Annotated in this window: 18 protein-coding genes; 3 read left to right on the top strand and 15 right to left on the bottom strand. The window is 58.1% G+C overall.

Going from position 1 to position 21,194, the window contains the following annotated elements:
- Nucleotides 1–3 precede the first annotated feature (3 nt).
- The 11 genes from ACSQ87_RS21450 to ACSQ87_RS21400 form a co-directional block, all read right to left on the bottom strand.
- Nucleotides 4–678: a NuoB/complex I 20 kDa subunit family protein gene (locus ACSQ87_RS21450; protein ID WP_008146035.1), complete on the bottom strand. Its 675-nt coding sequence runs from the start codon at nt 676–678 to the stop codon at nt 4–6.
- A 10-nt stretch (nt 679–688) separates the two neighbouring features.
- Complete coding sequence (locus tag ACSQ87_RS21445) at nt 689–1,102, bottom strand: NADH-quinone oxidoreductase subunit A (protein ID WP_008146033.1); 414 nt, start codon at nt 1,100–1,102, stop codon at nt 689–691.
- A 540-nt stretch (nt 1,103–1,642) separates the two neighbouring features.
- Nucleotides 1,643–2,968: an isocitrate lyase gene (gene aceA, locus ACSQ87_RS21440; protein WP_033057066.1), complete on the bottom strand. Its 1,326-nt coding sequence runs from the start codon at nt 2,966–2,968 to the stop codon at nt 1,643–1,645.
- A gap of 500 nt (nt 2,969–3,468) precedes the next feature.
- A complete protein-coding gene (locus ACSQ87_RS21435; RefSeq protein ID WP_223432590.1) occupies nt 3,469–4,230 on the bottom strand; it encodes a secretin N-terminal domain-containing protein in 762 nt (253 codons plus the stop codon).
- A 216-nt stretch (nt 4,231–4,446) separates the two neighbouring features.
- Entirely contained in the window at nt 4,447–4,872 is a 426-nt protein-coding gene (locus ACSQ87_RS21430) for a GNAT family N-acetyltransferase (RefSeq protein WP_033057062.1), read from the bottom strand.
- Nucleotides 4,865–6,034: a ribosomal protein uL16 3-hydroxylase gene (locus tag ACSQ87_RS21425; protein ID WP_008146029.1), complete on the bottom strand. Its 1,170-nt coding sequence runs from the start codon at nt 6,032–6,034 to the stop codon at nt 4,865–4,867. The genes ACSQ87_RS21430 and ACSQ87_RS21425 overlap by 8 nt, the downstream gene beginning before the upstream one ends.
- Before the next feature lie 85 nt (nt 6,035–6,119).
- Nucleotides 6,120–7,490, bottom strand: a complete 1,371-nt coding sequence (purB, locus tag ACSQ87_RS21420) for an adenylosuccinate lyase (protein ID WP_027925117.1) — start codon at nt 7,488–7,490, stop codon at nt 6,120–6,122.
- A gap of 126 nt (nt 7,491–7,616) precedes the next feature.
- Nucleotides 7,617–8,240: a high frequency lysogenization protein HflD gene (gene hflD / locus ACSQ87_RS21415; protein ID WP_033057057.1), complete on the bottom strand. Its 624-nt coding sequence runs from the start codon at nt 8,238–8,240 to the stop codon at nt 7,617–7,619.
- Nucleotides 8,237–9,382, bottom strand: coding sequence for a tRNA 2-thiouridine(34) synthase MnmA (gene mnmA / locus ACSQ87_RS21410; protein WP_223432592.1), 1,146 nt, complete (start codon nt 9,380–9,382; stop codon nt 8,237–8,239). The genes hflD and mnmA overlap by 4 nt, the downstream gene beginning before the upstream one ends.
- A gap of 59 nt (nt 9,383–9,441) precedes the next feature.
- Nucleotides 9,442–9,888, bottom strand: coding sequence for an NUDIX hydrolase (locus ACSQ87_RS21405; RefSeq protein WP_223432593.1), 447 nt, complete (start codon nt 9,886–9,888; stop codon nt 9,442–9,444).
- A 211-nt stretch (nt 9,889–10,099) separates the two neighbouring features.
- Nucleotides 10,100–12,325 carry an NADP-dependent isocitrate dehydrogenase gene (locus ACSQ87_RS21400; RefSeq protein WP_436274336.1) on the bottom strand — a complete coding sequence of 742 codons (2,226 nt, stop codon included), beginning with the start codon at nt 12,323–12,325 and terminating at the stop codon, nt 10,100–10,102.
- A 496-nt stretch (nt 12,326–12,821) separates the two neighbouring features.
- Between ACSQ87_RS21400 and icd the strand changes: the two genes are divergently transcribed.
- Nucleotides 12,822–14,078: an NADP-dependent isocitrate dehydrogenase gene (gene icd, locus ACSQ87_RS21395; protein ID WP_008146904.1), complete on the top strand. Its 1,257-nt coding sequence runs from the start codon at nt 12,822–12,824 to the stop codon at nt 14,076–14,078.
- Between the two features lie 62 nt (nt 14,079–14,140).
- On the opposite strand, the gene ACSQ87_RS21390 is transcribed toward icd, so the two are convergent.
- Nucleotides 14,141–14,422, bottom strand: coding sequence for a cold shock domain-containing protein (locus ACSQ87_RS21390; protein WP_150656278.1), 282 nt, complete (start codon nt 14,420–14,422; stop codon nt 14,141–14,143).
- Nucleotides 14,423–14,647: 225 nt separating this feature from the next.
- Between ACSQ87_RS21390 and clpS the strand changes: the two genes are divergently transcribed.
- Nucleotides 14,648–15,010 carry an ATP-dependent Clp protease adapter ClpS gene (clpS, locus tag ACSQ87_RS21385; protein ID WP_027925124.1) on the top strand — a complete coding sequence of 121 codons (363 nt, stop codon included), beginning with the start codon at nt 14,648–14,650 and terminating at the stop codon, nt 15,008–15,010.
- 30 nt (nt 15,011–15,040) lie between these two features.
- Nucleotides 15,041–17,311 (top strand): ATP-dependent Clp protease ATP-binding subunit ClpA, encoded by a 2,271-nt coding sequence (gene clpA, locus ACSQ87_RS21380; protein ID WP_095129000.1) that lies wholly within the window; start codon nt 15,041–15,043, stop codon nt 17,309–17,311.
- 114 nt (nt 17,312–17,425) lie between these two features.
- On the opposite strand, the gene ACSQ87_RS21375 is transcribed toward clpA, so the two are convergent.
- The 3 genes from ACSQ87_RS21375 to infA all read right to left on the bottom strand — a co-directional run bounded on the left by ACSQ87_RS21375 (nt 17,426) and on the right by infA (nt 21,193).
- Nucleotides 17,426–18,730: an IS4 family transposase gene (locus ACSQ87_RS21375; RefSeq protein WP_436273568.1), complete on the bottom strand. Its 1,305-nt coding sequence runs from the start codon at nt 18,728–18,730 to the stop codon at nt 17,426–17,428.
- A 694-nt stretch (nt 18,731–19,424) separates the two neighbouring features.
- Entirely contained in the window at nt 19,425–20,729 is a 1,305-nt protein-coding gene (locus ACSQ87_RS21370; RefSeq protein WP_436273568.1) for an IS4 family transposase, read from the bottom strand.
- 245 nt (nt 20,730–20,974) lie between these two features.
- Nucleotides 20,975–21,193 carry a translation initiation factor IF-1 gene (infA, locus tag ACSQ87_RS21365; RefSeq protein WP_002553999.1) on the bottom strand — a complete coding sequence of 73 codons (219 nt, stop codon included), beginning with the start codon at nt 21,191–21,193 and terminating at the stop codon, nt 20,975–20,977.
- Between the last annotated feature and the right edge of the window lies 1 nt (nt 21,194).

Genomic DNA, 21,194 nt, shown 5'->3' with positions numbered 1-21,194 from the left:
GGATCAGACTTCGTCGGGGCTGCGCAGGTTGGTGACTGCGATTCGCTGTTCGCGGCGCTGTTCCTTTTGCGAAGGCATCTCGGCGCGGTACACGCCTTGATCGCCGACGACCCAGGAAAGTGGGCGACGCTCCTGTCCAATCGACTCTTGCAAAAGCATCAAGCCTTGCAGAAAAGCTTCAGGGCGGGGCGGGCAGCCAGGCACGTAGACGTCCACGGGCAGGAACTTGTCCACCCCTTGAACGACTGAGTAGATGTCGTACATGCCACCGGAGTTGGCGCACGAACCCATGGAGATAACCCATTTAGGTTCGAGCATTTGCTCGTAGAGACGCTGAATGATCGGCGCCATCTTGATGAAGCAGGTACCGGCGATAACCATGAAATCCGCCTGACGCGGCGATGCCCGGATAACCTCGGCGCCAAAGCGCGCGATGTCGTGGGGCGCCGTGAAGGCGGTGGTCATTTCCACGTAGCAGCACGAAAGACCGAAGTTATACGGCCACAGGGAGTTCTTGCGCCCCCAGTTGATCGTGCCGTTAAGCACGTCTTCGAGCTTGCCCATGAAAATGTTTTTGTGGACTTGATCTTCTAACGGATCGGAAACGGTTTCCCGTTCGCCAATCGGATACTGCTCGTTAGGAGCATCGGGGTCGATCCTGGTGAGATTGTATTGCATTGCCAAAGCCTCATTGTTTCAGCTTCGCTTGCCGCTTAAGACGAGCTGCCGGAGCCCAGTCAAGGGCGCCCACTCGAAATAGGTAGACAAGGCCTGCCAACAGAATTGCTATGAAAACGAGAGCTTCGACGAATCCGGTCCAGCCGCTTTCGCGGACGGACACAGACCAGGCAAAGAGAAAAAGGGCTTCGATATCGAAGATCACGAAGAGCATCGCGACCAGATAGAATTTTGCAGAGAGCCGCAGACGGGCGCCACCTGTAGGCAGCATGCCGGATTCGAACGGTTCGTTTTTGCTGCGGCCCCAGGCTTTTGACCCGAGGAGGCTGGAGACGCCGAGCATGAAGGCACAAAGGCCGACGACGCCCAGAAGGAAAATGGCAAAGCCCCAGTTGTGGGCCATGAGTCCTGTCGCTTCGGGCATGCTGGTAATCCTTAACAGAGAGCAAAGGTCTCTGAGCTTGAAAAGAAACAAAGCAGTGACGATATGTCGCAGCAATCAATCCCGCTGATTTTATGGCACAACACCGTGCAAGTAAAATTCCTATAGCGAAATTATTTATAGGATTAAGGACATAGCGCACCTCCAAAACCCCGCAGCCCATGCGGTTCGGGCATTAGCCGGGATTTCATCAATATTGTTTTGTTGGGAATGTAACGAACATAGTTATGGCTAAATGATAATCAATATTGTTTGTGGTGGTTTTTAAACTGTTTAATGGGATAAGAACCGGAAAGTTGTCTTATATGCGCGTTACTGCAAGAAATTGGCGGGGTCGTTTTACCTTCTTTTCCTGATCGAGAAACTGCTCTGGATCAATGATTTTGAGCGCGTTGTGTGAGAGCGATCGTGTGAAATCGCAGGCAAAAAAAAACGCCCCGAACCAGTCGGGGCGTCAGATGTGCGGCGTTGCGGTTAGCTTTCTATTCGGTCCGCAACGGCCGTTTGCTCAGGTGAAGCAGATCAGTGGAACTGTTCTTCTTCAGTCGAACCGGTCAGTGCGGTTACCGAAGACGAGCCACCTTGAATCACAGTGGTCATGTCGTCGAAGTAGCCGGTGCCCACTTCCTGCTGGTGAGCCACGAAGGTGTAGCCCTTCGAAGCGTCAGCGAACTCTTGCTCTTGCAGCTTCACGTAGGCAGTCATGTCGTTGCGGGCGTAGTCGTGCGCCAGGTTGAACATGCTGTGCCACATATTGTGAATGCCGGCCAGGGTGATGAACTGGTGCTTGTAACCCATGGCGGACAGTTCGCGCTGGAACTTGGCGATGGTCGCGTCGTCCAGGTTTTTCTTCCAGTTGAAGGAAGGCGAGCAGTTGTACGACAGCAGTTGGTCCGGGTATTCCTTTTTGATCGCTTCAGCGAAGCGACGAGCCTCGTCCAGATCCGGCTTGGCGGTTTCGCACCAGATCAGGTCGGCGTACGGAGCGTAAGCCAGGCCACGAGCGATCGCCTGGTCCAGGCCGGCGCGCACTTTGTAGAAGCCTTCCTGGGTACGTTCGCCAGTCACGAATGGCTGGTCGTACGGGTCGCAATCCGAAGTCAGCAGGTCAGCCGCGTTAGCGTCGGTACGCGCCAGGATGATGGTCGGCGTACCGGCAACGTCAGCTGCCAGACGAGCAGCGGTCAGCTTCTGTACAGCTTCCTGGGTAGGAACCAGTACCTTGCCGCCCATGTGGCCGCATTTTTTCACGGAAGCCAGTTGGTCTTCGAAGTGAACGCCGGCGGCGCCTGCTTCGATCATGCTTTTCATCAGCTCGTAAGCGTTCAGTACGCCGCCGAAACCGGCTTCAGCGTCAGCCACGATTGGCGCGAAGTAGTCGATGTAGCCTTCGTCGCCCGGGCCTTTGCCGGCTTTCCACTGGATCTGGTCAGCACGACGGAACGAGTTGTTGATGCGCTTGACCACGGTTGGAACCGAATCCACCGGGTACAGCGACTGGTCCGGGTACATCGATTCGGCGGAGTTGTTGTCCGCAGCGACTTGCCAGCCCGACAGGTAGATCGCCTGGATACCGGCTTTAACTTGTTGTACAGCCTGGCCGCCGGTCAGGGCGCCCATGCAGTTGACGAAATCTTTATCAGGACGGAAGGACGGCTTGGCGCCCTGGGTTACCAGGTTCCAAAGCTTCTCGGCGCCCAATTTTGCAAAGGTGTGCTCAGGTTGAACCGAGCCACGCAGGCGGACGACGTCAGCAGCGGAGTAAGCGCGTGTCACGCCTTTCCAGCGTGGGTTTTCAGCCCAATCTTTTTCGAGGGCTGCAATTTGCTGTTCGCGTGTCAGTGCCATGGAGATAAACCTCGTCGCATAGGTCTGGGGTGGAAAATTCCTTGCTCCTGCCAAATACGCATTTCCAAGAGGCGTACGAGGCTGCTCGCTGACCAGAAGCTTAGGTGGTCAAGTCGGATTCGGCGGGGATGGCGACGGGATGAACGATGGGCTCGAGGGGAAGTGAGCAGGTAAGGGCGAACTGGCGAGCGCATTCGGGCGTCGTGGGCCTTGGTGCGAACTTCAGTGTGGAGCCGGGTTACCTAATTACGCTTCCGTCCCTCGGGACAACTTCGTTCCAGTCGGCAACCTCGTCAAACACACCTTGTGGGCGGTACAGACACGAAGCGGCTCGCGGGGTAGGTGCGAACGGCGCCTCGAAGGCCCTTGCCAGGGCCCCTGATTAGCGGGAGCGAGGCCATCATGCCTTTGCTTTTTTCGATCGTCAAACGTTTTGTAGTGCTTTTTTTCAAGCACTACATCTTTGGTCTAATACGACTAATCAGTCAGTTTTCGGTGGTTTAGTCCAAAGTATCGACTTTCACCCGCAGGGTCATGTCATCGCGGCCCTGAGTCGAGTAGCTGCGGGTCTGGCCCTGTTTGTCGGCCTGAGTCTGGCGGTTCACGCCGGCCAGGGTGATCCATTCACCCAGTCGTCCCGTGACAGTTGTGTCGGTACTTTGCACATTCACTACATCGGGACGTTCCTGGCTCATGCGGTCACGATTGGTGCTGATCGCCAGGTGAACGATGTCGCCGGTGACGCTGGCGGTGACATAGAAACCCTGGGTGACGTTGCGGTATTCGGTCTGGCTGCGCAGGTCGCCGTAGGAATCGGTCTGAGAGCTGGTGAGCGGGACGCTCTGGCCGACCTGGATCAGTGCCGGCGCCCCTTCGCTGGCCTGGATCTGCTGAATCCCGCCGTCACGGCTGTCGGTGCTGCGATTGATGATGCGGGTCTGACTCGGTTTCGCGCCGTTTACCGAGTAGCCCTGATCGCCCTGGAAGTTGTTTTCGTTGGTGTCGACAGTGATCAGCAGGCGTTTGGCGGCCACATCGAGTTGCGTAATCAAGGCTTTAAGTTCGTCGATCTTGCGCTGATCGGCATTGACGATCAGTTGGTTGCCGTAGGCGCTGACCTGGCCGTCCTTGCCGATGAAATCCTGGGCCATCGGCAGCATGTCGGCACTGGTGCGGTAGTTCAGTGGCACGATCTCGGTGGCGGCCATGACCGAAAAACTGCAGGTCAGCAGCAGCGTGGTGAGCAGGGTGCGTAGGGACATATCCGTTATCTCCGACATCTTGAAGTGTTGATATTGCCAGTTTGTCGGCCCGGCGTGGGGCAAGTTGAATCGTAGACAGCAAAACGCCCCGGCATCCGAAGATGGCGGGGCGTTTTGTGGTGTTCTTTCGGGCCTCTTCGCGAGCAAGCCCGCTCCCACAGGGAAATGCATTCCAATTGTGGGAGCGGGCTTGCTCGCGAAGGGTGCGACTCGGTATTAAGCCGAATGCCGCACCATGTCCACATGCGGAATGCCTGCTTCCAGGAATTCCTCGCTGACCAGGCTGAAGCCCAGGCGCTCATAGAACGCCGTGGCCTGTACCTGTGCGCTCAACATCTGCTGCTTGAGCCCGCGCTTCTCGGCTTCACCGATCACCGCGTGCATCAGCGCATCGCCGACTTTCAATCCGCGCCAGTCTTTCAACACCGATACCCGGCCGACGTGGCCATCGGGCAGCAGGCGGGCGGTGCCAATCGGAAAGTCGCCTTCGAAGGCCAGAAAATGCACCGCCGTCGCGTCATCAGCATCCCATTCCAGCTCAGGCGGAACGGATTGCTCGGCGATGAACACCGTCTCACGAATGCGCCGGATCTCGGCGTTGTCCTTTTGCCAGTCTGCGACACGTACGTGAATTTTATTCATCAGCAAACCCCAGGCTTCCCTGTTTGACCAGCTCGCACAGCAAGCCGCGGCCGTCTTCGTCGCTCAGCCAGTCGCCGAGGTTATCGGTGTGCAGGGCGTCGGCAGCGCAGATCAATTTCAGCAGCTCGCGCAGTTTGCCCGGCAGGTAACGGCTCTGGCCGCTGGCGAACAGCAGCAGGTCGTCATCGACTTCGGACCAGGCCATGCGCGCGCTCGGGTTGCGGATCAGCACAGCGCCTTGTTCCAGGCTGGCGAGAAAGTCTTCTTCTTCGACTTCTTCCGGGCCGACGACCAGTTCCGGGTAGCGCGGCTCAGTCATGTACTGGCCGAACCAGGTCAGCAGCAGGCGTTCGTCGCTCATGTGCTCAGCCAGCAAAGCTTTCAGGCGATCAAGGGCGTCGTGCTGAATCTGGTGTGGATCGACCGCCGGCAGGGCGTCAGCATCGGTGTAGCGCTCTTCATCGGTCAGGAACTGGCTGAGGAAGTCGGTGAAGTGAGTCAGCACTTCAGAGGCGCTCGGGGCGCGGAAGCCGACCGAGTAGGTCATGCAGTCATCCACCGCAACGCCGCAATGGGCCAGGCGCGGCGGCAGGTAGAGCATGTCGCCCGGCTCCAGAACCCACTCATCGGTGGCTTCGAAGTCGGCGAGGATGCGCAGGTCCGCGTGTGGCAGCAGCTTGCTCTCGGAGTCGCACATCTGGCCGATCTTCCAGTTGCGCTTGCCGTGACCTTGCAGCAGGAACACATCGTAGTTATCGAAATGCGGACCGACGCTGCCACCCGGGGCGGCGAAGCTGATCATCACGTCGTCGACGCGCCAGCTCGGCAGGAAGCGAAAGTTTTCCAGCAACTCGCTGACTTCTGGCACGAATTGGTCGACCGCTTGCACCAGCAGGGTCCATTCGGTTTCCGGCAGCTTGCTGAATTCGTCTTCGGCAAACGGGCCGCGACGCATTTCCCAAGGACGCTCGCCGTGTTCGATCACCAGGCGCGATTCAACTTCTTCTTCCAGCGCCAGGCCGGCCAGTTCGTCTGGGTCGATCGGGCTTTCGAAATCAGGGATCGCCTGGCGGATCAGCAGCGGTTTTTTCTGCCAGTAGTCACGCAGGAATTCGCGCGCCGTGATGCCGCCCAGAAGTTGAAGAGGAATATCAGGATTCATGTGTAACCTATTGAAAAAAAGCACTTTTCAGACGGGAATAAAAACGCCCGGCGCTGCCGGGCGTCTCAAAAGGTAAAGCGGTCGATCAGATGCGTTTGGCTTGCTCTACAGCGTTGCCGATGTAGTTCGCCGGGGTGAGCAATTTCAGCTCGGCCTTGGCGGCGGCTGGCATGTCCAGGCCGTCGATGAAAGTTTGCAGTGCTTCAGGGCTGATGCCCTTGCCACGGGTCAACTCTTTCAGTTTTTCGTACGGGTTTTCGATGTTGTAGCGACGCATCACGGTCTGGATTGGCTCGGCCAATACTTCCCAGCACGCGTCCAGGTCAGCAGCGATTTTCTGAGCGTTGAGCTCCAGTTTGCTGATGCCTTTGAGGCTGGCTTCGTACGCGATCACGCTGTGGGCGAAGCCGACACCGAGGTTGCGCAGTACGGTGGAGTCGGTCAGGTCGCGCTGCCAGCGGGAAATCGGCAGCTTGCTCGCCAGGTGCTGGAACAGTGCGTTGGCGATGCCCAGGTTGCCTTCGGAGTTCTCGAAGTCGATCGGGTTGACCTTGTGCGGCATGGTCGACGAACCGATTTCGCCAGCGATGGTGCGCTGCTTGAAATAACCCAGGGAGATGTAGCCCCAGATGTCGCGGTCGAAGTCGATCAGGATGGTGTTGAAGCGCGCGATCGCGTCGAACAGCTCGGCGATGTAGTCGTGCGGTTCGATCTGCGTGGTGTACGGGTTGAAGCCCAGGCCCAGTTCGTCTTCGATGAAGGCGCGGGCGTTCTCTTCCCAATCGATCTCAGGGTAGGCCGACAGGTGAGCGTTGTAGTTGCCGACAGCGCCGTTGATCTTGCCCAGCAGCGGAACGGCAGCGACTTGAGCGATTTGACGCTCCAGACGGTAAACCACGTTCGCCAGTTCTTTGCCCAGGGTGGTCGGCGAGGCCGGTTGACCGTGGGTGCGCGACAGCATTGGCACGTCAGCGAAACGGATGGCCAGTTCGCGGATGGCTTCAGCGGTTTGGCGCATCAGCGGCAGCATCACGTCATCACGGCCTTCGCGCAGCATCAGGGCGTGGGACAGGTTGTTGATGTCCTCGCTGGTGCAGGCAAAGTGGATGAATTCGCTGACAGCAGCCAGTTCCGGCAGCTTGGCCGCTTGCTCTTTGAGCAGGTATTCGATGGCTTTGACGTCGTGGTTGGTGGTGCGCTCGATCTCTTTGACACGCTCGGCGTGCTCCAGAGCGAAGTTTTCCGCCAGGGTGTTCAGCACAGCGTTGGCTTCGGCGGAGAACGCCGGCACTTCGCTGATGCCTGGGTGAGCGGCCAGGCGCTGGAGCCAGCGCACTTCAACCAGAACGCGAGCACGGATCAGGCCGTATTCGCTGAAAATCGGGCGCAGGGCCTGGGTTTTGCCGGCGTAGCGGCCGTCAACAGGGGAAACCGCAGTGAGCGAAGAAAGCTGCATGGGGTGTTCTCGGACAGTCGGGCAACGAAATGGGGCGCGTATCATACATGAAAAAATCCGCCGGTCCGTTGCCAACTGACCAGCGTCTTACGCGTTACAAATTACACAAGGTCTTGCGGGTGCGGTTCAGCTGCTGCGCATCAGCGGGTAAAGCTCTTTTAGCAGCTTGCGACGGCTGATCACCAGCTGCCAGCGATGACCGCCCAACTGCCGCCACAGGCGTGCCGAACGAATTCCGGCCAGCAACAGGGCGCGGATCTTCGAAGCGTTGCTCGGTTGTTGCAGGTTACGCATGTCGCCATGCACCTGAATTCGCTGGCGCAGGGTGCTCAGGGTGTCCTGGTACAGCGCACCGCAGGCGGCAATCACGTTTTCGTGCGCCGGACCGAAGTGCTCGACCTGGGACTGAATCTGCGGCAGACGCTTGCCGATTACGTCCAGCATGTCGTTGCGCTTGGCCAGCTGGCGCTCCAGACCAAGCATCGCCAGCGCATAGCGCAGCGGTTCGCGCTGAAGGGTGCTTGGGTCGCGTTCCAGGGCGCCGATCAATGCGCGGTAACCTTCGCGCAGATTGATGTCGTCGCCGCCGTAGACTTCCAGGGTGTCCTTTGGGTCGCGAATCAGCAGGCTGCCGAGCATGCACGTCAGGCCGGCTTCGGCGGTCTGGCCGGTCTTGGCGATCTTGTCGACCAGCACGGCGGCGAGGAACACGCCGCCCAGTGCCGTCAGTTGCTCCTGAGTCGGGCTCATTGCTGCTCGCCTTGAGCCGTGCCTTTGCTGGTCCACGGCTCCGCGACTTCGATCACGCCGCCGCCGAGGCAGATTTCACCGTCGTAGAACACCACGGACTGGCCCGGGGTGACCGCGCGTTGCGGGTCATCGAAGGTCGCGCGGTAGCCAGTGGTGGTTTTTTCCAGCGTGCATGGCTGGTCGCCTTGGCGATAGCGGACTTTAGCGGTCAGCCGGCGTGGTTCGCTCAGGTCGACCGGGTTGACCCAATAGATGTCTGAAGCGAGCAGGGCGCGGGAGAACAGATACGGGTGGTCATTGCCCTGGCCAACGATCAATTCGTTGTGTTTCAGGTCTTTGATCAGCACGTACCACGGCTCGTCACTAGCGTCTTTCAAGCCGCCGATGCCCAGGCCCTGACGCTGGCCGATGGTGTGATACATCAAACCGTGGTGACGGCCGATGACTTCACCTTCGGTGGTCTTGATCTCGCCGGGTTGAGCCGGCAGGTATTGCTTGAGGAAGTCGCTGAAGCGGCGTTCGCCGATAAAGCAGATCCCGGTGGAATCCTTTTTCTTCGCGGTGGCGAGTTCGTGTTTCTCGGCAATCGCGCGGACTTCGGGTTTTTCCAGCTCGCCGACCGGGAACAGGGTCTTGGCGATCTGTTCGCCGCCGACGGCGTGCAGGAAGTAGCTCTGGTCCTTGTTCGGGTCCAGGCCCTTGAGCAGCTCGGTTCGACCATCGATGTCGCGGCGACGCACGTAGTGACCGGTGGCGATCAGGTCGGCGCCGAGCATCATGGCGTAGTCGAGGAACGCCTTGAACTTGATCTCGCGGTTGCACAGGATGTCCGGGTTCGGCGTGCGGCCGGCCTTGTATTCGGCCAGGAAGTGCTCGAACACGTTGTCCCAGTACTCGGCGGCGAAGTTGGCGGTGTGCAGTTTGATACCAATCTTGTCGCACACGGCCTGAGCGTCCGCCAGGTCATCCATGGCGGTGCAGTATTCCGTTCCATCGTCTTCTTCCCAGTTCTTCATGAACAGGCCTTCCACCTCATAACCCTGCTCGATCAGCAGGAGAGCGGAAACGGAAGAGTCCACGCCGCCGGACATGCCGACAATGACGCGCTTCTTTTGTGTGTCAGAAGGGGCTGGATCACGCATAGGGATTCAATGAGTGTCTTGAAAAAGGACGCGATTCTAACAGGCCGAAGCCCGCAAGGCTAAAGAGAAGGGCGGATCAGTTCGAGGCCGAAGAGTTTGCCGTCCAGATAATCATCGATACAGCGGATGATCAGCTCACTGCGCCAGTTTGCGCGCTGTGCCAGCAGTTCGTCACGCGTCAGCCATTTTGCGCCAACGATGCCGTCGTCCAGTTGATAGTCGGGGTGATGCTTGAGCGGTTTTGCGGTGAAGCAGACTCGCTGATAAGTCACGCCGTTGCTAGGGGCGGTGTAGAGGTAAATGCCCACCACGCCAGTCGGCTCGACATCCCAGCCGGTTTCCTCGAGGGTTTCACGCACGGCGGCTTCGATCAGGGTTTCGTTCGGGTCCAGATGACCGGCGGGTTGGTTGAGCACCGTTCGTCCGCCCTTGGATTCTTCGACCATCAGGAAACGGCCGTTGTCTTCGACGATGGTGGCGACGGTGATGTGGGGTTTCCAGTCCATAGGACTTCCTCGATTTCAGGTGTTGCGAAATTTTAATGTGGGAGCGGCGGTGCGACGATTCGACTTGCTCGCGAATGCGGTGGGTCAGTCAATAGAGATGTTGAATGATAAACCGCATTCGCGAGCAAGCCCGCTCCCACATTGGATCTGTGGTGAGTCCGGAAACAGAAACCCCGGCACGGGGCCGGGGCTTCTTTGCATCCTTACAACCTTAAACCAGCGCAGCGATCGCGGCGTTGAAGGTGTTGCTTGGGCGCATGGCCTTGCTGATCAGCTCGGCATTGGCGTGGTAGTAACCGCCGATGTCTACTGGCTTGCCCTGAACGGCGTTGAGCTCGGCAACGATGGTTGCTTCGTTCTCGGTCAGGGTCTTGGCCAGTTCGCCGAACTGCGCTTGCAGTGCAGTGTCTTCGGTCTGGGCAGCCAGGGCTTGAGCCCAGTAAAGCGCCAGGTAGAAGTGGCTGCCGCGGTTGTCGATGTTGCCGACTTTACGCGATGGCGATTTGTTGTTGTCCAGGAACTGGCCAGTTGCCTGATCCAGGGTCTTGGCCAGAACCAGCGCCTTAGGGTTGTTGTAGGTAACACCCAGGTGCTCAAGGGAAGCGGCCAGGGCCAGGAACTCGCCCAGGGAATCCCAGCGCAGGAAGTTCTCTTCCAGCAGCTGCTGAACGTGCTTCGGTGCCGAACCGCCAGCGCCGGTTTCGAACAGACCGCCGCCGTTCATCAGCGGAACGATCGACAGCATCTTGGCGCTGGTGCCCAGTTCCATGATCGGGAACAGGTCGGTCAGGTAGTCGCGCAGTACGTTGCCGGTCACCGAGATGGTGTCCTTGCCTTCGCGGGTACGGCCCAGAGTGAAGGCCATCGCGTCGACTGGCGACATGATGCGGATGTCCAGGCCGGAAGTATCGTGATCCTTCAGGTAAGCCTGAACTTTCTCGATCACTACACCGTCGTGGGCGCGCATTGGGTCCAGCCAGAAAATCGCTGGAGTGGCGCTTGCGCGAGCACGGTTGACGGCCAGTTTGACCCAGTCCTGGATCGGTGCGTCTTTGGTCTGGCACATGCGGAAGATGTCGCCGGCTTCAACCGACTGCTCCAGCAGAGTGCGACCGGCGCCATCGGAAACCCGAACCACGCCGTTGGCCTTGATCTGGAAAGTCTTGTCGTGCGAGCCGTACTCTTCGGCTTTCTTCGCCATCAGGCCAACGTTTGGCACGCTGCCCATGGTGGTTGGATCGAAAGCGCCGTGCAGCTTGCAGTCTTCGATCACCGCCTGGTAGATGGTGGCGTAGCAGCGATCCGGGATCACAGCCTTGGTGTCGTGCAGCTGACCGTCAGTGCCCCACATTTTGCCGGAGTCACGGATCATCGCCGGCATCGAGGCGTCGACGATAACGTCGCTCGGCACGTGCAGGTTGGTGATGCCTTTGTCGGAGTTGACCATGGCCAACGACGGACGAACGGCGTAGACCGCCTGGATGTCCGCTTCGATCTGCGCTTGCTGCTCAGCCGGCAAAGCCTTGATGCGAGCGTACAGGTCGCCGATGCCGTTGTTCAGGTTGAAGCCGATCTGCGCCAGCACGTCAGCGTGCTTGGCCAGTGCGTCTTTATAGAACTCGGCAACGATCTGGCCGAACATGATCGGGTCGGAGACCTTCATCATGGTGGCTTTCAAGTGAACCGACAGCAGCACGCCTTTGGCTTTAGCGTCTTCGATCTCGGCAGCAATGAAGCTGCGCAGAGCGTTTTTGCTCATGACCGCGCAATCGAGGATCTCACCGGCTTGTACGGTGGTTTTTTCTTTCAGGACGGTGGTGGTGCCGTCTTGAGCGATCAGTTCGATTTTGACGGCGTCAGCGGCGTCGATCAGGGCAGCTTTTTCGCTACCGTAGAAATCGCCGGTGCTCATGTGCGCTACGTGGGACTTGGAGTCCGCAGCCCAGGCGCCCATTTTGTGCGGGTGCTTGCGCGCGTAGTTCTTGACCGACAGCGGTGCACGACGATCGGAGTTGCCTTCGCGCAGAACCGGGTTCACGGCGCTGCCCTTGATCTTGTCGTAACGCGACTTGGCGAGCTTGTCGGCGTCGCTGGTCACGGTTTCCGGGTAGTCAGGCAGTGCGAAGCCCTGGGCTTGCAGTTCCTTGATCGCGGCTTGCAGTTGCGGAACCGAGGCGCTGATGTTCGGCAGCTTGATGATGTTGGCTTCAGGCGTAACGGCCAGGTCGCCCAGTTCGGCGAGGTGGTCGGCTACGGCTTTGTCACCCAGTTGCTCGGGGAAGCTGGCCAGGATGCGCCCTGCAAGAGAGATATCGCGGGTTTCCACGGCGATATCAGCGGAGGCGGTGAAGGCCTCTACGATAGGCAACAGTGAATAGGTGGCGAGGGCGGGAGCTTCGTCGGTGAAGGTATAGATGATCTTCGAGCGGGTGGGCATATTCGGATTAACTCTCTCTTCTTTGCTAAAGCGTGCGCAGAAAACCTCGAGGGGCGCCGGGTAAGCGCGTTCGTTCAAAGTCATCCATGAGCCGAATGTCGAGATTTCTTCGCGGTGATGTTGGGTGCATCAGTCGAGCGTCAAGCGGGTGGGCTGCGGTAACAACCCGGCTTTTTCAGGCCCCAAGCCTCGTAATAGAGAGGTCGGCCATCGTGACTCTGTGGTCAGCGGGCGGCATTATACATAGGTAGCTGGCAATCTGCCGATGGTTCATATGCAACGATTGTCGTCCATTGGTCTAAAGGTCGCAGGGGCGAGCGGGGCGTAGAGTCTTGCACCGTGCTTGAGTTTGGCGCTTTTCCCTTTGCTTTCAGGCTTGTACGTCGCGAACTGTGCAGCTTTGCGGCAGATGGATGGAACATAGGGTTTGCGTGCCGATTTAACTGGGGTACGCTCGAACGAAGCCAGATGTTCAATCCAAACAATGGAGTTCAGCATGGGATACAAGAAGATTCAGGTTCCAGCAGTCGGCGACAAAATCACCGTCAACGCGGACCATTCTCTCAATGTTCCTAACAACCCGATCATCCCCTTCATCGAAGGTGATGGTATTGGCGTTGATATCAGCCCGGTCATGATCAAGGTTGTCGATGCTGCTGTTAAGAAGGCTTACGGCGGCGAGCGCAAAATTTCCTGGATGGAAGTCTACGCCGGGGAGAAAGCGACTCAGGTTTACGATCAGGACACCTGGCTACCCCAGGAAACCCTGGACGCAGTTAAAGATTACGTGGTTTCCATCAAGGGCCCTCTGACCACCCCGGTCGGTGGCGGCATCCGTTCCCTGAACGTGGCCCTGCGTCAGCAACTCGACCTTTATGTCTGCCTGCGCCCTGTGCGTTGGTTCGAAGGTGTGCCTAGCCCGGTCAAGAAGCCAGGCGACGTCGACATGACGATCTTCCGTGAGAACTCGGAAGACATCTACGCCGGTATCGAGTGGAAAGCCGGTTCGCCGGAAGCGACCAAGGTCATCAAGTTCCTCAAAGATGAAATGGGCGTCACCAAGATCCGTTTCGACGAAAACTGCGGTATCGGCATCAAGCCGGTTTCGCTGCAAGGCACCAAGCGTCTGGCGCGAAAAGCGCTGCAGTATGTGGTCGACAACGACCGTGACTCGCTGACTATCGTGCACAAAGGCAACATCATGAAGTTCACCGAAGGTGCCTTCAAGGAATGGGCCTACGAAGTGGCGGCTGAAGAGTTCGGCGCGACCCTGCTCGATGGCGGTCCGTGGATGCAGTTCAAAAACCCGAAAACCGGCAAGAACGTTATCGTCAAAGACGCCATCGCCGACGCCATGCTCCAGCAGATCCTGCTGCGCCCGGCCGAATACGATGTGATCGCGACCCTGAACCTGAACGGCGACTACCTCTCCGACGCCCTGGCGGCAGAAGTGGGCGGTATCGGTATCGCACCGGGTGCCAACCTGTCTGACACCATTGCGATGTTCGAAGCGACCCACGGTACTGCGCCGAAGTACGCTGGCAAGGACCAGGTCAACCCCGGCTCCCTGATCCTGTCCGCAGAGATGATGCTGCGCCACATGGGCTGGACCGAAGCTGCCGATCTGATCATCAAGGGCACCAACGGCGCAATTTCCGCCAAGACCGTGACCTATGACTTCGAACGTCTGATGGAAGGCGCGAAACTGCTGTCTTCGTCCGCGTTTGGTGATGCGCTGATTTCGCACATGTAAGCGAATAGGCATTAAAAAAACCGCCTTCGGGCGGTTTTTTTATGACTGGATGACGGGTTGCGTCAGCTCGACACCGTTTCTTGCTGGGTGGCAGGTGCGGTCTGCTCGTTCTCGGTCGTGGCGGGCGTAATCTTCACTGCATGCAACCCTTTGGGTCCCTGGACGATTTCGAAATTTACAGCTTGCCCGGCCTTGAGAGTCTTGTACCCGCCCATATCAATGGCCGAATAGTGGGCAAAGAAATCGATTTCCTTGCCATCCTCGTCACGGCCTTCTCTGGCATCGGTGTTAATGAAACCGAACCCCTTGGCATTGTTGAACCATTTCACCTTACCGACTGACATACCCATATCCCTCTGCAACAGACTCCATCACTGGAGTATCATCCAGTTCATCCGCAGTCATTTCCTGGAAATAAGATTGACTCCGCGGACCTTTTTTACCCACTGTGGGCTCTATTGGTTGTAACACCGATTTCCCGATAGTCAAGGTGACCGGGCAGTCGGAGTTGAAATCGTCCATAGCCGCCCCCACCACTGTATTTGCACAACTGACGAACCTTTCTTTCCATGCATGCAATCAGCCAGATTCGACTAACATTCAATCAGGATCACCCTGATTCACACGACGACGATTCCGCAGGCATTGCTGTTCAGGAGGCAAAGCCTGCTTTACAGGCGCCGCCGATGTACAAGGTGGTTTTGTTCAATGATGACTACACACCGATGGATTTCGTCGTCGAAGTACTCGAGGTGTTTTTTAACCTGAATCGCGAGCTGGCGACCAAGGTCATGCTGGCCGTCCACACAGAAGGACGGGCAGTATGTGGAGTGTTTACCCGCGACATCGCCGAGACTAAGGCCATGCAGGTCAACCAGTACGCCAGGGAAAGCCAGCATCCGCTACTCTGTGAAATCGAGAAGGACGGTTAATCGCCGACCACTTGGGTATGAGGTGAAGCTATGTTAAACCGCGAGCTCGAAGTCACCCTCAATCTTGCCTTCAAGGAGGCACGTTCGAAGCGTCATGAGTTCATGACCGTCGAACACCTCCTGCTGGCCCTATTGGACAATGAGGCTGCCGCCACCGTTTTGCGTGCCTGCGGCGCAAACCTCGACAAACTCAAGCACGATCTGCAGGAGTTCATCGACTCCACCACGCCATTGATCCCCGTCCATGACGAGGATCGTGAGACCCAGCCAACCCTGGGCTTCCAGCGTGTTCTGCAACGTGCTGTCTTTCACGTACAGAGCTCGGGCAAACGCGAAGTGACTGGCGCCAACGTACTGGTCGCGATCTTCAGTGAGCAAGAGAGTCAGGCAGTGTTCCTGCTGAAACAGCAGAGCGTTGCGCGCATCGATGTCGTCAACTACATCGCACACGGCATTTCCAAAGTGCCGGGGCATGGCGATCACTCTGAAGGTGAGCAAGATATGCAGGACGACGAGGGCGGTGAGTCTTCTTCTTCAGGCAATCCTCTGGATGCTTATGCCAGCAACCTCAACGAACTCGCGCGCCAGGGTCGTATCGATCCATTGGTAGGCCGTGAGCTGGAAGTCGAGCGCGTTGCGCAGATCCTGGCGCGTCGGCGCAAAAACAATCCGTTGCTGGTGGGTGAGGCGGGCGTGGGTAAAACCGCGATTGCCGAAGGCCTGGCCAAACGCATTGTCGACAACCAGGTGCCGGACCTGCTGGCCAACAGCGTGGTGTATTCCCTCGATCTGGGGGCCTTGCTGGCAGGGACCAAGTACCGCGGCGATTTCGAGAAGCGCTTCAAAGCGTTGCTCAATGAGCTGAAAAAACGTCCGCAGGCGATCCTGTTCATCGACGAAATCCACACCATCATTGGTGCGGGTGCTGCGTCCGGTGGGGTCATGGACGCCTCGAACCTGCTCAAGCCGCTGCTGTCGTCGGGTGATATCCGTTGCATCGGTTCGACCACGTTCCAGGAATTCCGCGGGATCTTCGAGAAGGACCGTGCTTTGGCCCGGCGCTTCCAGAAGGTCGATGTGTCGGAACCTTCGGTGGAAGACACCATTGGCATCCTGCGCGGCCTGAAAGGTCGTTTCGAAGCGCATCACAACATCGAATACAGCGATGAAGCGTTGCGTGCGGCGGCCGAACTGGCCTCGCGCTACATCAATGATCGGCACATGCCGGACAAAGCCATCGACGTCATCGACGAGGCGGGCGCCTACCAGCGTCTGCAGCCAATCGAGAAACGCGTGAAACGCATCGAAGTGCCTCAGGTCGAGGACATCGTCGCGAAAATCGCGCGAATTCCGCCTAAGCACGTCACCAGCTCCGACAAAGAGCTGCTGCGTAACCTTGAGCGTGACCTGAAGCTGACCGTATTTGGCCAGGATGCCGCGATCGACTCACTGTCGACTGCGATCAAACTGTCCCGTGCCGGCCTCAAGTCGCCTGACAAGCCAGTCGGTTCGTTCCTGTTCGCAGGGCCTACCGGTGTCGGTAAAACCGAAGCGGCGCGTCAGCTGGCCAAAGCGTTGGGCATCGAACTGGTTCGCTTCGACATGTCCGAGTACATGGAGCGCCACACCGTATCGCGTTTGATCGGTGCACCTCCAGGCTATGTCGGGTTCGACCAGGGCGGTCTGCTGACCGAAGCCATCACCAAGCAGCCTCACTGCGTGCTGCTGCTCGATGAGATCGAGAAGGCGCATCCGGAAGTCTTCAACCTGCTGTTGCAGGTCATGGATCACGGTACGCTGACCGATAACAACGGGCGCAAGGCGGACTTCCGTAACGTGATCGTCATCATGACGACCAACGCCGGTGCCGAAACGGCAGCTCGCGCTTCGATCGGTTTCACCCATCAGGACCACTCGTCCGATGCGATGGAAGTGATCAAGAAGAGCTTCACGCCAGAGTTCCGCAACCGTCTGGACACCATTATCCAGTTTGGTCGCCTCAGCCATGAGGTCATCAAAAGCGTGGTGGACAAGTTCCTTACCGAGCTTCAGGCGCAGCTGGAAGACAAGCGGGTGCAGCTGGAAGTGACCGACGCGGCGCGCAGCTGGCTGGCAGCGGGTGGCTACGATACGGCAATGGGCGCTCGACCAATGGCGCGTTTGATTCAGGACAAGATCAAGCGTCCGCTGGCGGAAGAGATCCTGTTTGGCGAACTGGCCGACCATGGTGGTGTGGTTCACATCGATCTCAAGGACGGCGAGCTGACCTTCGACTTCGAGACCACGGCTGAAATGGCCTGACGGCTGTAAAGCGAAAAGGCGCCTTCGGGCGCCTTTTTGTTGTCTATTAGATTGGGTGTATATCCGTTGCTGCGGTAACGGCTGCTTAGGGTTTCGCCCTTACGGCCAGCCCTTTCAAGGTCTTTTGACTTTAGCGGCCTTGAGCACCCGATCCGTCGACACGTGGGCATTCGCGGCTTTGCCTTCAAGCCACTCCTTTGTTTTGGGCACCTTCGGACCTCGTTTGCTCTTGACGACCGCTTTGGGCTGGATGTTTCGAGCGAGTGCAAGCAGGTACTGAGCCAGCCCTCCTGCGGGGATCGGAATGGATGAGTGCTCTGCTGGCAGAGCTATTTGCATACCCTCGTAACCGCTGCGTACCTGTACCGTCAGGTGGAAAATCGATGCTTCCCAATCGTCGGGCAGGGTCTGGCGATGAGCCTGTTCAACGCTGCGCTTGAGCACGGCCAAGACGTTGTAAGCCAACACGGCCGACGCAAATCCCAGCAGGGCGGCCTTAGGGTTGCCCAAGGTTTCGATTTCGCTGTCCAGCACCGATTCCAGGCGCTGGAACATCCCTTCGATGCTCCAGCGACGGCGGTACAAATCGGCGATTTGCTCGGCACTGATGGAGTCGGGCAAGTTGCTCCAGAACAACAGCGTGGTGTCGCCAGATTCGGTGGGGGTTTGCAGATTCAGTTCGACACGCCGCCACTGGCGACCACCTTTAACTTCGATGATTTGCTCGCGCACGCTGCCTGCCCCGACCGCGACAGACTCCTGCCAGTCGCTTTCCTTAAGTAGGCGTGGATGTTTGCTCGGTTCGCGAATGATGAACGAGGCTCCGGACTCTTCGCAGGCGTCCATGACGGGGAGCGTGCAATAGAGTCGATCAGCCATCCACAGCTGCCCCGCACAGGCTTTTTCCAGCAACGGCAGAACGCTGACGCGCTCACTGGCATAGGCATCTTCACAGGGCTGAAGATCGACGACCTGATCCAGATCGGGGTCGTAAACCACTACTGAAAAACCAGGCCGGGCGGCCCCCCGTTCACGGCGCAAAGCGCCCAGGCGTTTTTCGCTGGAAGGCAGGTGGTTGCCGTCGACGACCCGCAGTTGCCAGCCCGGCAAAATGGCTGAGTGCCCCAGCTCTTTTATCGTCGGGGCCAAGCGCTCTGCGCTGCCGGTGACCAGGGCGCGCAGCAGCGCAGGTTCTGTGCGGCTGACCTTGTCATACAGCGCCGCCAAGCTGACGGGAAGATCCTCCATCTGCCGTGCAGCAGCATGTAGCGATGGTCGCAAGCCCAATGAAACAAGGGACATCAGTTCAACGATGGTTGAGAACAGAAGCTCACGCGGGTATTGCCGCTGACGATGTTCTTCGAACACCTGATCGACCCATTCGGCAGGAACAGCCTGCTCCAGTATCACTCTTGTCATGACACTGGCCGGTGTTTTTTTCTCAAACCGCGCTAGAACTTCTGCCCACATCGCTTTCGTCACCCTGACTGGAGTTTTGGGGGATTTTATCAAAGACCTTGAAAGGGCTGGCCCTTACGGCGACTCACTTTTTTTACAAGCGTCTAAAAAAAGTAAGCAAAAAAACGCTCGCCCCGAGCGTCCGGCCCCTCGCTTGGGCTCGGCGTTCCTTCGTTCCGGCATTCATCTGGGGGCATCGCCTCCGGTCGGCTTCGCTTCGACCTCCTCTCGATGTGTGCGGCTTCGCCGCACGGCGCTACGCGCCTATCCCCCAGATGAACACCTCCACTCAGCCTCCCGAAGGGGCGGGCAGATCAAAATCAGCCGAGGCGGCCTGATAGCCGGCCTGTTCTTGCGGGTGTGCCCGCGATCTTTTGATATTGCTTTGGCTTTTGACGTTGATCCAGCTTTTGACCTTTTGCCCCTTCGGCAGGCCGAGCGTAGGTGTTCATCAGGGGATTAGGCGCGTAGCGCCGTTCGGCGAAGCCGAACACATCGAGAGGAGGTCGTCGCGAAGCAGACCGTAGGCGATGTCCCCTGATGGATACCGTAGCGAGGGAACACTGAGCTTTAGCGAAGTGCCGTACGCCGGGGCAAAGCCTTTTGGTTTCTTTTTGGCGTTTGAAAAAGGGACTCGCTGTAAGAGCCAGCCCTTTCAAGGTCTTTTGACTTTAGCGGCCTTGAGCACCCGATCCGTCGACACGTGGGCATTCGCGGCTTTGCCTTCAAGCCACTCCTTTGTTTTGGGCACCTTCGGACCTCGCTTGCTCTTGACGACCGCTTTGGGCTGGATGTTTCGAGCGAGTGCAAGCAGGTACTGAGCCAGCCCTCCTGCGGGGATCGGAATGGATGAGTGCTCTGCTGGCAGAGCTATTTGCATACCCTCGTAACCGCTGCGTACCTGTACCGTCAGGTGGAAAATCGATGCTTCCCAATCGTCGGGCAGGGTCTGGCGATGAGCCTGTTCAACGCTGCGCTTGAGCACGGCCAAGACGTTGTAAGCCAACACGGCCGACGCAAATCCCAGCAGGGCGGCCTTAGGGTTGCCCAAGGTTTCGATTTCGCTGTCCAGCACCGATTCCAGGCGCTGGAACATCCCTTCGATGCTCCAGCGACGGCGGTACAAATCGGCGATTTGCTCGGCACTGATGGAGTCGGGCAAGTTGCTCCAGAACAACAGCGTGGTGTCGCCAGATTCGGTGGGGGTTTGCAGATTCAGTTCGACACGCCGCCACTGGCGACCACCTTTAACTTCGATGATTTGCTCGCGCACGCTGCCTGCCCCGACCGCGACAGACTCCTGCCAGTCGCTTTCCTTAAGTAGGCGTGGATGTTTGCTCGGTTCGCGAATGATGAACGAGGCTCCGGACTCTTCGCAGGCGTCCATGACGGGGAGCGTGCAATAGAGTCGATCAGCCATCCACAGCTGCCCCGCACAGGCTTTTTCCAGCAACGGCAGAACGCTGACGCGCTCACTGGCATAGGCATCTTCACAGGGCTGAAGATCGACGACCTGATCCAGATCGGGGTCGTAAACCACTACTGAAAAACCAGGCCGGGCGGCCCCCCGTTCACGGCGCAAAGCGCCCAGGCGTTTTTCGCTGGAAGGCAGGTGGTTGCCGTCGACGACCCGCAGTTGCCAGCCCGGCAAAATGGCTGAGTGCCCCAGCTCTTTTATCGTCGGGGCCAAGCGCTCTGCGCTGCCGGTGACCAGGGCGCGCAGCAGCGCAGGTTCTGTGCGGCTGACCTTGTCATACAGCGCCGCCAAGCTGACGGGAAGATCCTCCATCTGCCGTGCAGCAGCATGTAGCGATGGTCGCAAGCCCAATGAAACAAGGGACATCAGTTCAACGATGGTTGAGAACAGAAGCTCACGCGGGTATTGCCGCTGACGATGTTCTTCGAACACCTGATCGACCCATTCGGCAGGAACAGCCTGCTCCAGTATCACTCTTGTCATGACACTGGCCGGTGTTTTTTTCTCAAACCGCGCTAGAACTTCTGCCCACATCGCTTTCGTCACCCTGACTGGAGTTTTGGGGGATTTTATCAAAGACCTTGAAAGGGCTGGCTGTAAGAGCGAAACCATATTCAGCCGTTACCGCAGCAACGGATATACACCCAAAACCCAAGAACCCAAGAACCCACCAAATCGCAGACAAACAAAAACGCCCGGCATAAACCGGGCGTTTTGTATTGACTTGATTAGCGAGCGCGGTAAGTGATGCGCCCTTTGCTCAAGTCATAGGGCGTCAGCTCGACGCGCACTTTGTCACCGGTAAGAATACGAATGTAGTTCTTGCGCATCTTGCCGGAGATATGCGCGGTTACGACGTGCCCATTTTCCAACTCCACACGAAACATGGTGTTGGGCAGGGTGTCGACGACAGTGCCTTCCATTTCGAAGCTGTCTTCTTTCGACATG

This window comes from Pseudomonas sp. LjRoot277 (assembly GCF_964253845.1).
Taxonomy (GTDB): Bacteria; Pseudomonadota; Gammaproteobacteria; order Pseudomonadales; family Pseudomonadaceae; genus Aquipseudomonas.
This window is presented reverse-complemented; position numbering and strand designations above follow the sequence as displayed.